We start from the raw sequence: 15,434 nt of genomic DNA on the forward strand, positions 1-15,434 counted from the left end.
GGCGTCGGGTCGATCAGCGGTTCTGCAGGTCCCAGTCGCGCAGTGGCTTCACGCCACGGGCGCGCAGTTCGTCAAAGTAGGCCTTGAGCACCTGCTTGCCCGCGTCGCCCGTGCCTTGCAGCCAGGGCGCCACGATGTTGGGCAGGCCGTTGACCCACTTGGTCTTTTCGGCTTGCGGCAGCTCGGTGATTTGCAGGCCGGCGGCCTTCATGGTGTCCAGCGCAGCGTTGGCGGTTTTGGTGACGTGTTTGCCGTGCGCGACCGAGGTGGCCTTGCCGGCCTTGAGCATGGCGTCCTGCACTTCCTTGGGCAGGCCGTCGAACACCTTCTTGTTCACCGCCACGCTGCCGAAGTACATGGCGCCGATGTCCACGCGCGTGAGGTTTTTGGCCACCTCGTACACGCGGGCCGGGCCGATGCCGCTGGCGAACGACAGCGCGCCATCGGTCACGCCGGTCTGGATGTTGGTGTAGTAGGTGGTCAGTGCGCCGTCCACCGGCGTGGCGCCGGTCTCGCGCATCCAGTTGGCCGAGGTGCCAGGCGCGTTGATGCGTTTGTTTTTCAGGCTGCTCATGTCCTTCACCGGGAAGGTGGCGTAGATGTCGTAGCTGTCGGTGATCAGCGAAGACAGCGGCACCATGTTCTGAGCGGCCCAGCTGTCGCGCAGGGCGGGCACGGTGGCGTTGAGCTTGTCGAAGATCTCGATCAGCTGTTCGTGGTTGGTCGTGGCGAACGGGGTGAAGTAGGTCACGTTCTGCAGCGGCATGGCGGAGTTTTCCCACACGGTGCCGACCATGCCCACGTCCACGATGCCGTCGCGCACGGCGGCGCGGGTGTCGGTGAACTTGTAGAGCGTGCCGCCGTAGTTCTCGCGCCAGCGCACCTCGTACTTGGCGCCGCCTTCCTTGAGCAAACGGTCCACCTCGGGCTGGAACACTTCCTTCATGGCGAAGGCCCAGATGTTGGTGGTGGGGTGGCTGGAGCCGATGTTGACCGTGACGCGTTGCTGCGCCATGGCCGAACCGACCGCCAGTGTGGCGCCCATGGCGACCAGGGTTGCGATGGTGATTTTCTTGAGTCTCATGTTGTCTCCTCGGTGGGTGTCATGGCTGCAGGTTCAGCCGGGGTTGGTGGGGTGCCGGTGCCCCCGCACCGGCTTCATCAAACTGGGTCAGCGTGGGGTGGAGCGCTTGCGCGTGCTCCCGGTGGTGTTGGCAAACAGATCGCGGCTGGCGTTCAGGTAGGCGCGCACGCGGTCGCGCACCAGCTGTTCGTCGTAGCCTTCGTGGGCGCTTTCGCTGTAGACGTCCTGCGCGTAAATCCAGCGGCGCATGGTGATGTAGAAGAAGCCGCCGTGCAGGCCCATCAGCAACTCCATCTCGCGCTCGCTGGGTTTGGCGCGGCTGACCACACCGCGAAAGCGGCGCGTCTCGCGGATCAGGCGCGGGAACAACCGGGCGCGCAGCATGGCGAAGAAGCGGTCGGTGATGGTGTGGTCGGTCAGGCCCGAGAACACGAGGATGCGCACGAACTCCTGCGAGAGCGTGATCGTCACGTACTCCCAGTAGAAGGCGGTGAGCTTGTCTTCGACCGGCATGTCGGGGTCGTCGAGCAGGGCGTCCCACTCGGTGCGCCAGCGACCTTCAAACACTTCGAGGTACACGCGGTCCACCAGCGCCTGTTTGGTGGGGAAGTAGTGGTAGAGCAGGGCGTGGGTCACGCCGATGCTTTTGGCCAGGTCGCGCAGTTGGCCGTTGAAGCCGTGCACCGAGAAAAATTGAATCGCGCCGTCCAGGATCTGGCGCTCGCGCTCGACCACACCCATGCGCCGACGCACCGGTGCGTCCGGCACTGTGGGCTCGTCTTCTTGCACCGTGTCAGGGTTTGTCTGGATGCGCACGCTATTTACCGCTGGGTCAATGATTCGTACCATTGTTAACCGACTGGTAAACAAAAACACCCGTGAAAACCCGAGGATTCAAGGCATGGAATTGAATGGAGACATCCTGATCGGTGCACCGCGCGAGAAGGTCTGGGCCGGGCTCAACGACCCGGAGATCCTGACGCGCTGCATCCCCGGCTGCGAAGCCATGGAGGCCACCAGCCCGACCGAGCGCACCGCCCGCGTGGCCGTGAAGATCGGCCCGGTGCGCGCCCGCTTCGTGGGCCACGTGCGCATGGAAGACATCCGCGCCAACGAAGGCTGCGTGCTGCGCTTTCAGGGCTCGGGCGGCGCGGCCGGCATGGCCAAGGGCCATTCGAACGTGGAGCTCACCGACGAGGCCGGTGGCACGCGTTTGCGCTACACCGCGCAGGCCGCCATTGGCGGCAAGCTGGGCCAGGTGGGCGGTCGCATGATCGACGCCGCCTCCAAGCAGATGGCCGACCAGTTTTTCACCGCGTTCAACGAACAGATGGTGGGCGAGCCGGTGGTGGACGCTGCTGAAGCCGCTGAAACTGCGCCTGCAGAAGCAGCACCCACGGCCGCCGCCGCGCCGCAGCCTGCTTTTGTGCCACGCACCGTTCACGCGCCGCAGCCCGCAGCCAGCGGTGAAGGCGTGCGCGTGCTGTGGTTCGTGCTTGGTTCCTTGTCCACCGGCTTCGGCGTGTGGATCGCTTCCCTGTTGACTTCTTGAGGACCGCTCCATGAAAGCCGCTGCCTTCGACTACGTCAAACCCACCACCATCGACCAGGTGCTCGCGCTGCTGCAGCAACACGGCGACGACGCCCGCCTGCTGGCCGGCGGCCAGACGCTGATGGCCACCCTGAACATGCGCCTGTCCGAGCCGCAACTGGTGATCGACATCACCGGTATCGAATCGCTGCGCGGCATCAGCGTGCAGGGCAAGGTGCTGCGCATCGGCGCACTGGCCACGCACACCGACATCGAGTTCAGCCCGCTGGTGGCGCGCCACGCACCGCTGCTCAAGGCGGCCGCGCCCCACATTGCGCACCGCGCCATCCGCAACAGCGGCACCTTTGGTGGCTCCATCGCCTACGCCGATCCGGCCGCCGAGTGGCCCACCTGCCTGCTGGCGCTGGGCGGCACGGTGGTGGCGCGCGGCCCCAAGGGTGAACGCCGCATCGCGGCCGACGATTTCTTCACCGGTCTCTACAGCACCGCACTGCAGCCCGACGAGCTGCTGGCCGCCTGCGAGATCCCGCTGGCCAGCGCAGAGCACTGGTTCGGCTTCAGCGAACTCGCGCGCCGCCACGGCGACTACGCCATCGTCGGCATGGCGGCCACCGCCCGGCGCGAAGGTCAGGCCTTGCACGGCCTGCGCATCGTGCTGCTGGGTGTGGACGCCACGCCGGTGCGCGCGCGCCAGACAGAAGCGCTGCTGGAAGGCCGCGCGCTGGACATCGCCACCGTGACCCAGGCCGTGGCCAGCCTGCGCAGCGAAATCGATCCGCTGCCCGACCTGACCAACACCCCCGACACCAAACGGCATCTGGCCGGCGTGCTGCTGCACCGCATGTTGCCCACCGTGGCCACTGCCAGCGCCACCGCCTGAGCCCCCAAGGAACACCCATGGCATACCTGTATCCGATCAAAGTCACCGTCAACGGCAAGCCGCACCAGTGCAGCGTGCAACCACGCACCCACCTGGTGGATTTTTTGCGTGAAGACCTCGGCCTCAAAGGCAGCCACCTCGGCTGCGAACATGGCGTGTGCGGCGCCTGCACCGTGGAGCTCAACGGCCAGATCGTGCGCGGCTGCCTCACGCTGGCCGTGCAGGCCGACGGCGGCACCGTGCAAACGATTGAAGGCCTGAGCGCGTCCGGCGTGATCCGCGATCTGCAAGAGGCCTTTGTGCGGCGCAACGCGCTGCAGTGCGGCTTCTGCACTTCGGGCATGTTGATGGCGGCCAAGGAACTGGTGGAGCAGATGCCCCACGCCAGCCGCGCCGAGGTGCGCGAGTGGATCTCGGGCAACTACTGCCGCTGCACCGGTTACCACGCCATCGTGGACGCGATCTGCGACGTGCTGCAACAACGCAAGGAGGCCACCGCATGAAGCGCGACACCGTCAACCTGGAGCCTGGTGTGGACCACACCCAACCGCTGACCCCGGTCAGCGACGACCAGCGCTACATTGGCGCGTCGGTGCCGCGCGGCGGCATCGAGCGGCTCACCCAGGGCCTGGGCCAGTACCTGGACGACATCGAACTCCCGCGCATGGCCCACGTGGTCTATTGGCGCAGCCCGGTGGCGCACATGCGCATCAAGTCGGTCAACGCCGACTTCGCCCGGGCCATGCCCGGCGTGCTGCTGGTGGCCGACGGGCAAGACCTCGCCAAGGTCTGCAAGCCCTGGGTGGCCACGCTGGGCCACCTGGCGGGCATGAAGTCGGCACCGCAGTACGCGCTGGCGCTGGACCGCGCCTGCTGGCAGGGCGAGCCGGTGGTGGCGGTGGTGGCCGAGAGCCGTGCCGAGGCCGAAGACGCATTGGCCTACATCGAGGTGGACTGGGAAGAGCTGCCCGCCGCCACCGACATGCTCACCGCCCTGGACCCGGCCACGCCGCTGATCCACCCCGAGCTGGGCGACAACCTGTGCTTCACCCGCACGCTGGATGTGGGCCAGGTCGATGAGACCTTTGCCAACGCCGACGTGGTGGCCGATATCGAGTTCGAGTTTGGCCGGCACACCGGTGTGACGCTGGAGCCGCGCGCGCAGATCGCGCACTGGAGCCCGGCCGAGCAGCGCCTCACGGTGTACCACTCGTGCCAGGCGCCGCACATGATGCAGGACCTCTACGGTCGCCAGTTCGGCCTGCCGGCCAGCGCCATCCGCGTGACCTGCAAAGACGTGGGCGGCTCCTTCGGCATCAAGGTGCACGCGTACCCCGACGACTTCGCCACCGTGGCGCTCTCGATCATGCTGGGCCGCCCGGTGAAGTTCGTGGCCGACCGGCTGGAGAGCTTCACCAGCGACATCCACGCGCGCCACCACCACATCAAGGCGCGCATCGCGGTCAACCGCGACGGCGAAATTCTCGGCTTCGACATGGACGACCTCACCGGCATCGGCCCGTACTCCATGTTCCCGCGCACCAGCGCCATTGAAGGCAACCAGGTGGTCAACCTCGTGGGTGGCCCGTACAAGCACAAGCACTACCGCGCCAAGCTCAACGTGGTGTTCCAGAACAAGACGCCGACCTGCCAGTACCGTGGCGTGGGCCACCCGATTGCCTGCGCCGTGACCGAGGCGCTGGTGGACCTGGCCGCGCAGAAGATCGGCATGGACCCGCTGCGCATCCGCGAGCTCAACGTGATTCCCGACGACGCCTACCCCACGGCCGGCATCTCGGGCATCAAGCTGGAAATCCTCTCGCACGAAGCCAGCCTGAAAAAGCTGCGCGAGCTGATGAACTACGACGCGCTGCGTGCCGAGCAGGCCGCGCTTCGACAGCAGGGCATTCACCGCGGCATCGGCTTTGCCACCGTGATCGAGCTCACCAACCCGAGTGCCGCGTTTTACGGCGTGGGCGGTGCGCGCATCGCCTCGCAAGACGGCGCCACCGTGCGGCTGGACCCCGAAGGCCACATCACCGTGTTGATCGGCGTGGGTGAACAGGGCCAGGGCACCGAAGGCATCTACCAGCAGATCGCGGCCGACGCGGTGGGCGTGGACATCACCAAGGTGCGCGTGGTCACCGGCGACACCGACGCCACGCCGTATGGTGGCGGCACCTGGGCCTCACGCGGCGCGGGCATCGGCGGCGAAGCCGTGTTGCTGGCCGGCCAGGCGCTGCGCGAGAACATCGTGAAGGTGGCGGCCATCATCCTCAAACGCGACGGCGCCACGCTGGCGGTGCGGCGCGACCGCATCGTGGACGCCACCACCGGCGCAGAACTGCTGCCGCTGGCCGAGCTGGGCCGCATTGCGTATTTCCGCTCCGACACACTCCCCGCCGAATTCACGCCCGAGCTCATGGTCACGCGGCACTACGCGCAGCGCGACTTTCCGTTCATCTTCACCAACGGCGTGCAGGCCTCGTATGTGGAGCTGGACACCGACACCGGCTTTGTGAAACTGCTCAAGCACTGGGCGGTGGAAGACTGCGGCCGTGTGCTCAACCCCATGCTGGTGGACGAGCAGATGCGCGGCGCCATCGTGCAGGGCATCGGCGGCGCGCTGCTCGAAGAGTGTCTGTACGACGACAGCGGCCTGATGATCAACGCCAGCATGGCCGACTACCTCGTGCCCATGTCGGCGGAGATGCCCGACATTGAAGTGGCCCACATCCAGACGCCCACCGCCACATCGAAGCTGGGCGCCAAGGGCGCGGGCGAGGCCGGCACGGCGGGTGCGCCGGCGGCGGTGATGAACGCGATCAACGACGCCATGGCGCTATTCGACGCGCACGTGTTCTCGCAGCCCATCACGCCGCAGAAGGTGTTGCGCGCGCTGGGCAAGGTGCGCTGAAAGCACAGGTTCAGCCCGGCGGTGGAGGCGCCACCGTTTTCTGCCGCTGGATGTCCTTGAGCTGCATGGCGATGCCGTCGCCGCAGGAGTGGGTCATGCGCAAGAGCGACTGACGGCCGGTGTGCGGAACCGCCTCCACGCTCATGCTCGACATCAAGATCCTCCCGCCCTGGCCGATAGAGAACACATCTCCATCCACCAGGAACCGCTGGGGACGTCTTTCCCGCTGCATCGTCTGGCGCGCCATCGTTGCCCGCCAGGCCCATGCCGCTCAGGATTGACCGCCCCGCGCCACACACGCCGCCATGAACGCCGAGCCACACGACCGACACAACAAAGCCCAGGGCGCTGGTCCTGCGGTGCAGATCGATCTGGACGCTGCCTGCCAGCCGGTGCCGCGCCTGCTGTTCGTGGAGGCTTCGCGCCGTGCGCTCAAGCTCATGGGCAACAAGCTGCAGACCGACCGGGCAGCGCTGGTGCAGTATCCGGTGATCCCCGGGCTGGACGACTTGCCTTCGCTGGAGTTGGGCATGCAGTACATCCAGCACCAGTTCGTGTCTGCGGGGCAGCCGCAGGCGGTGGCCATGGCGGCGGCGCTGCGTTTTGTGGCCGTGATGTTCACGCGGCGTTACCGCGCCAACTTCCAGGACCTGCGGGTCGGTCACGACAGCGGCACGCTGTTCTGGGCGCCCAGCGGCCCCATGCTGGCGGCAGCGGCCAACATTGCGCTGCAGCTCTGGGCCATCGACTGCCCGCGCTTTGTGGAGGACGAACTCATCCGTGCTGCGCACGCCATCCACCACAACTTTGATCAGTTCGACGAAGGCGCGCTGATCTACATCGAGCGTTTCATCTGAGCCGGGTGCGCGTTGCCGGCCGCGAAGGGGCAACACCACCGAGTCCGGCTGGCGGTGACGGCTGTGGAAATAGTCCCGTCGGGGTGGTGTGAAACCGTGCACACTAGCCGGCATGTCCGTGCGCGTGATTCAACAACCCCAGAACCCGACGGACCCCGCAACCGCACACAGCGTGCCGCAGGTGAAAGAGCCCCAGGACCGCCTGCTGTTTGACGCCAACCCACAGCCCATGTGGGTGTTTGACCAGGCCAGCAAACGCATCCTGGCCGTCAATGCCGCAGCGGTGGCGCGGTACGGTTACTCCCGCGAGGCGTTCCTGCAGCTCACCGTCATGGACATCCGGCGCACGCCGCAGGGCCAACGCCTGACGGCGCAGCAGATCGACGACGATGCGGTGGGCGCCAACGGTTTGCGGCTGACCGCCCGCTGGCAGCATGCGTTGAAAGACGGCGGCCTGATCGATGTCGATGTCACCTCAAGCGATCTGGAGTGGGAAGATCGCCCGGCCCGGCTGGTGGTGGTCAACGAGGTGACCGAGCAACTGGCGCTGGAGCGGCAGACGGAGCGCGCCCGCAGCGAATCGCGCGCGGCGCTGGAATTGCTCAACCATGTGATCGACCGGGTTGGCGACGCGATCATCGCGCTCGACACGGAGCTGCGTTTCACCTACCTCAACGCACCGGCCCTGCGCCTGCTGGAGCGCGACCACGAGGCTCAGCTGATCGGCCGCTACATCTGGGACGAGTACGAGCTGGAGCATGGCCGGGCGTTTCACAACGCCTATGTGAACGCGCTGCAGACCCAGCAGTTCGAGGTCTTCGAAGCGTTCTACGCGCCGTGGGACAAGTGGATCGAGGTGCGCGTGTTTCCCTCGCCTCTGGGCTTGTCGATCTTCTGCAACGACATCACCGAACGCAAGCTGTTCGAGCGCCTGCTGCTCGACCGCGAGCGCGACTTCCGCCTGCTGGTTGAGCACATGCCGGCGATGATTTACCGCGCATCCGTGGACCCTCCGTACTCTGCGCTCTACGTCAGCCCATCCATCCACATCCTGGGTTACACAGCGCACGAATGGTTGGCCGACCCGCTGTCGTGGACCAAGGCCCTGCACCCCGACGACTGCGAGCGCGCGATGGCTGCGCTGTCTGAGCCCTACGTCGACGGTGAGGATCATCAGATTCAATACCGACTTCGCGATGCGCAGGGCCAATGGCGCCACTTCCGCGACCGATCCCGCCGCATCGACGCCGCGTATGGCCGGCCCGCCTTTGTGCAGGGCATTGCACTGGACGTGACAGATCTGGTGGAAAGCGAACAGGCCTTGCGCGAAAGTGAGGCCAGTCTGCGGCGCAGTGAACAACGTTACCGCCTGGCCGCGGCCGGTGGGCAGGTGTGGGACTGGGACCTGGTCACCGATCAGCTCAACCTGAGCCCCGATTTCTGGCAGCAACTGGGTTTCCAGCCGGTGGCCGGGGCGGATTACAGAAGCCACCTCGATGCCATGACGCATCCGCAGGATATCCGGCGCCACCGCGAGGCGATGCGCGCCCACCTGAAACACCACCAGCCGTTCAACATGGAGGTGCGCATCGGCGACGCTCGCGGCGAGTGGCGCTGGCTGCACATCCAGGGGCAAGCCGAGTGGGACGCCCAGGGGCGGGCGATCTTCATGGCCGGCACCACGGTGGACATCACGCCGCGCAAGAAGGCCGAGGCGGCGCTGCGCGAGTCCGAGGCCTACCGCCGCAGTCTCTTTGAGCAGCTCGCTGACGGCGTGCTGCTGATCGACGCCAGCAACCGCATCCTCGACGCCAACTCCCAGGCCCTGAGCATGCTGGGTCACGAGGGTGAGAGCCTGGTGAACAGGTCGCTGAAATCCCTGCTGGCGGAACAACGCGTCCCCATCGCGTTCGACGCCTTGCTCGGCAACTCGCAGCAGCCCGGGCCACTGGTGGAGTGGACGATCGTGCGCGGTGACGGCAGCCGCCTGCCGGTGGAGGTGCGCACCCGCGCGCTGGACGCGCGGCGCTACATCGCGGTGCTGCGCGACATCCACGAGCGCCGCGCGGCCCAGACCGCGCTGCTCACCTACCAGCTTGAACTCTCAGAGCTCACCCAGCGCTTGCTGGCCCAGGAAAAAAACACCACCCGACGTGTCGCGCAGTCGCTGCACGACAACCTGGGGCAGACGCTGGCGGTGGCGCGCCTGAACCTGGACGCCGTGTTGGCCACGGCAGGCGACAGCTTGCCGCCGGCGCTGGCCGAACAATGCCAGCAGCTCGCGCGCATGCTGGCGCAGGCGGTGCTGGATGTGCGCGAGGTGCTGGCTGATCTGCGTCCGCCGCTGCTGGAAGAACAGGGCCTGACCGCCGCGCTGGACAACGAAATCCGCGCCACCAAGGTGTCGGCCGGTACCGATGTCCTGCTCGAAGTGGGCGATGGTCTGGCGGGTCATCGCTGGCCGCTCGATGTGGAGTACAGCGCCTTCATGGTTGCGCGAGAGGCCATCACCAACGCGCGTCTGCACGCCCAGGCGTCCCTGATCCGGGTGGTGCTCGAAGGCAGCGAAAAAAAGCTGCTGCTGAATGTGATCGATGACGGTCTGGGCATTCCCCCCGACATGCAGCTCGGGCGGCCGGGCCACCTGGGTGTGGTCGGCATGCGCGAACGGTCGATCTCCATCGGCGCGCGTTTCTCCGTCAGCGCAGAACCCTCCGGCGGCACCTGCGTCACCCTGCACTGGGAGGCGCCGCCGTCATGAGCGACATCTACCTGGTTGACGATCACACCCTGTTGCGGGACGGTCTGCGCGTGGTGCTGCAGGCGGCCGGGCACCAGGTGGTGGGCGAGTCGGCGGATCCCACCCAGGCCCTGGCCGATCTGCGCAAGCTGGCGCCCGTGGTGGTGCTGCTCGATCTGCACCTGGGCCAACGCTCGGGCTTCGAGCTGCTCACCGAGCTGCAGCGTCGCCCGCTGGATGTGCGCTCCATCGTGCTCACCATGTCGGCCCAACCCCGCCATGTGGCCGAGGCGCTGCGGATGGGCGCCAGCGGCTATGTGCTCAAAGGGTCGCCAGCCTCCGAGCTGCTGGCGGCGCTGCAGGCCGTCTGCAAGGGCCAGCGCTACCTCGGGCCCGATGTGGCCGAACTGGCGGTGCAAGGCCTGACGGCGCCCGGCGACGACGCGCTGGACACGCTCTCGGTGCGCGAGCGCCAGATTGTGGTGATGGTGGTGCAGGGCCTCTCAAGCACCGAAATCGGCAAGGCACTGCACCTCTCGCCCAAGACGGTCGACTCCTACCGCAGCCGGCTCATGGCGAAGCTGGGTGCGCCCGATGTCCCCGCGCTGGTGCGGTTTGCCATCCGCACCGGCCTGATCGACGCCAACAACGCCTGAGCGCCGCCCCCGGGACGCCTGCGTCCGTGTGGTGGCGCACACAGCGCTGCACGCAACACGCTCAACCCACACGGTGCATCAAGAACTCCCCACAGACGCACAGCGGGGCGATTTTTACAGTTCATTGCAGTTGTCGACGCGTTGGCCCGCCGGGTCCGGACAACCGCAGTGAGCTCCACGTGTCCCAAGCCCGGTTGACCCAACACCCCGCTGAAGCCCGACGCATCACCCCAGCGCTGCGGGTGCTGCTGGTGGTCGACGACCCGCAACGCCGCCAACTGCTGCAGAGCTGCCTGGAGGAAAACCTGCCCGGTTGCAGCCTGGAGGTGGTCGATTCGTACTTTGACGCCATGACCCGCGCCACGCGGATGCAGGCCCGTTTGCTGATCCTCGATCTCTCGCTGGACAGCGTGCTGGTGCCCGCGCTCAAGCGCTTCCTGGCCCGCGCTGCTCCCCAGGTGCAGGTGCATGTGTTTGACGAATCCCAAGACGGCGCAGCCCGGCTCGAGGCATTGAGCCATGCCGATCGGCCGTCGATCGTGCGGTTGAAACAGGCCTGCGACGTCTTGACCAGCGACCCCACCCCATCCCATTGAGAGACAACCATGCAATCCGCACCCAAAACCGCCGATGAATCCTCGCGCCTGAGCACCCTGGCCGCGCTGGGCGTGCTCGACACCCCGGCCGATCCCGTGCTCGATGGCCTGGTGCGCGCGGCCGCCCAGCTGATTGGCTGCCCGATCTCGCTGGTGAGCCTGATCGACGAAACCCGGCAGTGGTGCAAGGCCCGCCAGGGACTGGGTGTGCAGCAGGTGCCGCGCGAGCTGGCCTTTTGTGCCCACACCATCCTGCAGACCGGGCTGCTCGAGGTGGGCGATGCCCGCCTGGACTTGCGTTTTGCCGACAACCCGCTGGTCACCGGTGAGCCGCACGCCATCTTCTACGCGGGCGTGCCACTGCTGGTGGATGGGCACGCCATGGGCACGCTGTGCGTGGTGGACCACCAGCCGCGTGAGCTCACGCCCGGACAGCGCACCCTGCTGCTGGATCTGGCGCGGTCGGCCGAGCATTGGCTGCGCAGCCAGCAGACCACCCTGCAGTTGCAACGCGTCGACGCCGACCGCCGCAACCTCTTTGACCACATGGGCGACGGCATGCTGCTGCTCGACCGCAACTTTCGCGTGATCGAGGCCAACCGCTCGACCGCCCGCATGCTCGGCCACAGCCCCGACGAGTTGCGCCAGATGCGCCTGCACGACCTGCTACCCGCCAGCGAACACACGCGCCTCACGCGCACCGCGCTGCATGTGCTCAAAGGCGTGGAGCGCCTGGCCGACTGGCAGGTGCTGCGGCGCGACGGGAGCAGCTTCATGGCCGAGGTCAGCACCCGGGTGGTGGATGACCAGCGCTTTGTGGTGGTGCTGCGCGACATCACCCAGCGCCACGCGCAGGAGCAGGAGGTGCGTCTGCTCTCCATGGCGGTGGAGCAAAGCGCGCAGAGCATCCTCATCACCGACCTCAACGGCAACATCGAATATGTGAACGCCGCCGCGCTCTCCAGTTCCGGCTACGCGGTGCACGAGATGCTGGGCCGCAACCCGCGCATGCTGCAATCGGGCAAAACACCGCGCGAGAGCTACACCCGCATGTGGAGCCAGCTGCAGGCCGGCAAACCCTGGCGCGGCCTGCTCTTCAACCGCCGCAAGGACGGTGTGGAGTACGTCGAGGACGCCAGCATCACGCCGATCCGCGATGCCAACGGCCGCGTCACGCAGTACCTGGCGCTGATGCTGGACGTGACCGAGAAGCGGCGCCTGAACGACGAGCTGGAACACCACCGCAACCACCTGGAAGACCTGGTGGAGCAGCGCACCGTGGCGCTGGTGGCGGCGCGCCGCGCGGCCGAGGCCGCCAGCGAGGCCAAGAGCGCTTTCCTGGCCACCATGAGCCACGAGATCCGCACCCCCATGAACGGCGTGGTGGGCAGCATCGATCTGCTGCAGCGCTCCGACCTCTCCCACTACCAGCGCGACCTGGTGGACACCGTGAGCGAATCGGCGTTGTCCCTGCTGGCCATCATTGACGACATCCTGGACTTCTCCAAGATCGAGGCCGGCCAGCTCAAGCTGGAGAGCGAGCCGGTGGCGCTGGTGCGCCTGGCCGACAGCGTGTGTGATGCCCTGCGGCCCACGGCGGTGCTGCAAGGGGTCGATCTGCAGGTGGAGGTGTCACCGGACGTGCCGGACTGGGTGCTCAGCGACGCCGTGCGCTTGCGCCAGATCCTCAACAACCTGCTGGGCAACGCGATCAAGTTTTCTGCCGACACCGGGCGTGCCGGTCGGGTGGAGCTCTCCGTGGAGCCTTGCGCGCCCGAACTCTGCGGGCATGTGCAGCTGCGGGTGCGCGACAACGGCATCGGCATGACGACCGAGGCCGTGCACCGCATCTTCCAGCCGTTCGTGCAGGCCGAGAGCGCCACCACACGGCGCTTTGGCGGCACCGGCCTCGGGCTTTCGATCTGCAAGCGCCTGATCGCCCTCATGGGCGGGTGGATCGAAGTCGCCAGTGCGCCGGGACAGGGGGCCACCTTCACCGTGACGCTGCCGCTGGAGACCGCGCAGGCACCCCGGCCCGTTGCCGACGACCATTCGCTCATGAACGTGCAGTCCGGCCCGCGTTTCGCGATGTCGGGTGGCCCGCTGGTGCTGGTGGCGGAGGACAACGACATCAACCGCAAGGTGATCGGCCACCAGCTGGCCTTGCTGGGCGTGTCGGTGGAGATGGCCAGTGACGGCATCGATGCACTGGCACGCTGGCGCGCCGGCCATGCCACCCAGCGCCACAGCCTGCTGCTCACCGACCTGCACATGCCGGGCATCGATGGCTACACGCTGGCCGCGACCATCCGCAGCGAAGAGGCCGGTGGTGCACGGCTGCCCATCGTGGCCTTGTCGGCCAACGCCCTGCGCGGCGAGATCGACCGCTGCCGCGCCGCCGGCATGGACGACTACCTCAGCAAACCGGTGCAGATCGATCAGCTGGGCGAGTTGATGCGGCGCTGGCTGCCGCTGGACGATGTGCACGCAGCGGCCTCGCTGCACGCGGTGGACTGCCACGAGATGGATGTGCTCGAAGTCGAACTGGGGCCGCTGGCGTTCGACGAACTGGCGCTGGCCCGGCTGGTCGGTGACGACCCGGCCTTGCTCGCCGACTTTCGCCGGCGCTTCGTGCTCTCGGCGCTCAACACCATCGACGACATGCGCCGCGCCGCCAGCCAGAGCGACATGGTCGCTTTGGGCGGGCTGGCGCACCGCCTCAAATCGTCTGCGCGGGCCACCGGCGCGGTGGCGCTGGCCGCTTGCTGCGAGCGCATCGAGCGCGCCGGCCCACAGTGTTCTGCGCCCCTGATGCACGCCCTCATGGCCTCGATGGAAGACGCGCTGGCCCATGTCATGACCCGGCTTGGTGCCCACCTGGGCGAACAGGCTGCGGGCCTGCCCCAGTGATCCCCCTCACACGTCGAATGGACACACGATGAACCACAAAGAAGCCCGCATCCTCGTGGTGGGCGACAACGCGGTGGACGCCGAACAGGTCTGCGGCATGCTGCGCGAGCGCCATCCGTACGTGGAGGCCACGACCGATCCCATGAAGTCCGACGCGGTGTTCGACCGCATCAAGCCCCAAGTGCTGATCCTGTCGTTCAAGTCGCTGGAGGCTTGCGAGCGCTTCTACCTGGGCCTGTACCGGCGCAGCGAGGTGATCCAGTCGCTCGCCCACCGCACGCTGCTGCTGTGCGACAAGGAAAGCGTGCGCCGCGCCTTCGATCTCTGCCTGCAGGAGGTGTTTGACGACTACGTGCTGTTCTGGCCGCTGGTGCACGATGCCAAGCGCCTGGCGATGTCGGTGCACCTCGCACTCGGCGCACTCGACCAGGAGCTGGCGCTGGCGCCGCTGTCCGAGCTGGCCACGCTGGCGCGGCGCGCCGAAGCGCTGGAAGACCAGCTCGCGCAGCAGGTCAAGCTCGGGCGGGTGCACGCCCAGCACGCACAAAACACGGCCCGCCTGGCCCAGGCCTCGGTGAGCCGTGCGATGGGCGGGCTCTCCAGCCGCATCCTCTCCACCGGCCTGGAAGATTCGATCTCGGTGCGCGATGCGTCGCGGTTCGAGCAGGCGTTTGGACAACTGCAGCGCGAGACCGTCATACCCACGCTTGAAGACGTGGTGCAGGCGGCACAGCCCATGCGCGACTGGGTGGACACCATCACCAGCGAACTCGCCGAACCCCTGAAGGCGACACGCGATCTGGTGAAACACGCCAAGGTGAGCCGGCCGCAGCTGCTGGTGGTGGACGATGACGAGTACATGCGCCGTTTGCTGGTGCAACTGCTCTCCAGCGCGCACTACGACGTGCAGGCGGTGGGCACCGCGCTGGACGCCCAGCGCCACCTGAGCCTGAACACGCCCGACCTGATCCTCATGGATTTCAGGCTGCCCGACTCCGACGGCATCGTGCTGACGCGCGAACTCAAGGACAAGCCTGCAAGCCAGGGCATTCCCGTGATCATGCTGACCGGCCAGACCGAAAAGCAGGTCATCGTGGAAAGCCGCAGGGCAGGGGCGGTGGATTTCGTGGCCAAGCCGTTCAACCGCGACCTGCTGCTCAAGAAAGTGGCCCAGCACCTGCCGCATTGAATGAGCAGACGATGTGAGCGGGTTGAACCATTCGGCCCGTGGCTGTGTCCTAC

General features: G+C 67.0%; 13 protein-coding genes. 10 read left to right on the forward strand and 3 right to left on the reverse strand.

Going from position 1 to position 15,434, the window contains the following annotated elements; all coding sequences use genetic code 11:
- Positions 1 to 13: 13 nt before the first annotated feature.
- The gene (locus tag ACN4F8_RS13230; RefSeq protein WP_419474022.1) at positions 14 to 1,084 is read right to left on the reverse strand and encodes a C4-dicarboxylate TRAP transporter substrate-binding protein; all 1,071 of its coding nucleotides are present in this window, start codon (positions 1,082 to 1,084) and stop codon (positions 14 to 16) included.
- A gap of 87 nt (positions 1,085 to 1,171) precedes the next feature.
- Complete coding sequence (locus ACN4F8_RS13235) at positions 1,172 to 1,873, reverse strand: TetR/AcrR family transcriptional regulator (protein ID WP_419474023.1); 702 nt, start codon at positions 1,871 to 1,873, stop codon at positions 1,172 to 1,174.
- 112 nt (positions 1,874 to 1,985) lie between these two features.
- Between ACN4F8_RS13235 and ACN4F8_RS13240 the strand changes: the two genes are divergently transcribed.
- From ACN4F8_RS13240 to ACN4F8_RS13255, 4 genes are read left to right on the forward strand one after another with little or no spacing between them, the layout of a single operon-like run.
- On the forward strand, positions 1,986 to 2,636 hold the full coding sequence (locus ACN4F8_RS13240) for a CoxG family protein (RefSeq protein ID WP_419474024.1): 651 nt from the start codon (positions 1,986 to 1,988) through the stop codon (positions 2,634 to 2,636).
- Between the two features lie 10 nt (positions 2,637 to 2,646).
- Positions 2,647 to 3,516: an FAD binding domain-containing protein gene (locus ACN4F8_RS13245; RefSeq protein WP_419474025.1), complete on the forward strand. Its 870-nt coding sequence runs from the start codon at positions 2,647 to 2,649 to the stop codon at positions 3,514 to 3,516.
- Positions 3,517 to 3,533: 17 nt separating this feature from the next.
- Positions 3,534 to 4,019, forward strand: a complete 486-nt coding sequence (locus ACN4F8_RS13250; protein WP_419474026.1) for a (2Fe-2S)-binding protein — start codon at positions 3,534 to 3,536, stop codon at positions 4,017 to 4,019.
- The gene (locus ACN4F8_RS13255; protein ID WP_419474027.1) at positions 4,016 to 6,433 is read left to right on the forward strand and encodes a xanthine dehydrogenase family protein molybdopterin-binding subunit; all 2,418 of its coding nucleotides are present in this window, start codon (positions 4,016 to 4,018) and stop codon (positions 6,431 to 6,433) included. The genes ACN4F8_RS13250 and ACN4F8_RS13255 overlap by 4 nt, the downstream gene beginning before the upstream one ends.
- Positions 6,434 to 6,443: 10 nt before the next feature.
- Here ACN4F8_RS13255 and ACN4F8_RS13260 read toward each other — a convergent pair whose 3' ends face one another.
- Positions 6,444 to 6,587 (reverse strand): hypothetical protein, encoded by a 144-nt coding sequence (locus ACN4F8_RS13260; RefSeq protein WP_419474028.1) that lies wholly within the window; start codon positions 6,585 to 6,587, stop codon positions 6,444 to 6,446.
- Positions 6,588 to 6,738: 151 nt separating this feature from the next.
- On the opposite strand from ACN4F8_RS13260, the gene ACN4F8_RS13265 reads away from it, so the two are divergent.
- The 6 genes from ACN4F8_RS13265 to ACN4F8_RS13290 all read left to right on the forward strand — a co-directional run bounded on the left by ACN4F8_RS13265 (position 6,739) and on the right by ACN4F8_RS13290 (position 15,381).
- Positions 6,739 to 7,290 carry a hypothetical protein gene (locus ACN4F8_RS13265; protein WP_419474029.1) on the forward strand — a complete coding sequence of 184 codons (552 nt, stop codon included), beginning with the start codon at positions 6,739 to 6,741 and terminating at the stop codon, positions 7,288 to 7,290.
- Positions 7,291 to 7,402: 112 nt separating this feature from the next.
- A complete protein-coding gene (locus ACN4F8_RS13270; RefSeq protein ID WP_419474030.1) occupies positions 7,403 to 10,051 on the forward strand; it encodes a PAS domain S-box protein in 2,649 nt (882 codons plus the stop codon).
- Complete coding sequence (locus ACN4F8_RS13275) at positions 10,048 to 10,686, forward strand: response regulator (RefSeq protein ID WP_419474031.1); 639 nt, start codon at positions 10,048 to 10,050, stop codon at positions 10,684 to 10,686. Before ACN4F8_RS13270 ends, ACN4F8_RS13275 begins: the two co-directional genes overlap by 4 nt.
- Before the next feature lie 179 nt (positions 10,687 to 10,865).
- On the forward strand, positions 10,866 to 11,282 hold the full coding sequence (locus ACN4F8_RS13280; protein WP_419474032.1) for a hypothetical protein: 417 nt from the start codon (positions 10,866 to 10,868) through the stop codon (positions 11,280 to 11,282).
- A 9-nt stretch (positions 11,283 to 11,291) separates the two neighbouring features.
- On the forward strand, positions 11,292 to 14,192 hold the full coding sequence (locus ACN4F8_RS13285) for a PAS domain S-box protein (RefSeq protein ID WP_419474033.1): 2,901 nt from the start codon (positions 11,292 to 11,294) through the stop codon (positions 14,190 to 14,192).
- 28 nt (positions 14,193 to 14,220) lie between these two features.
- Positions 14,221 to 15,381: a response regulator gene (locus tag ACN4F8_RS13290; protein ID WP_419474034.1), complete on the forward strand. Its 1,161-nt coding sequence runs from the start codon at positions 14,221 to 14,223 to the stop codon at positions 15,379 to 15,381.
- The last annotated feature ends 53 nt before the right edge of the window (positions 15,382 to 15,434 follow it).

The sequence above is a fragment of the Hydrogenophaga sp. genome, assembly GCF_048549895.1.
In the GTDB taxonomy this organism is placed as follows: Bacteria; Pseudomonadota; Gammaproteobacteria; order Burkholderiales; family Burkholderiaceae_C; genus Hydrogenophaga.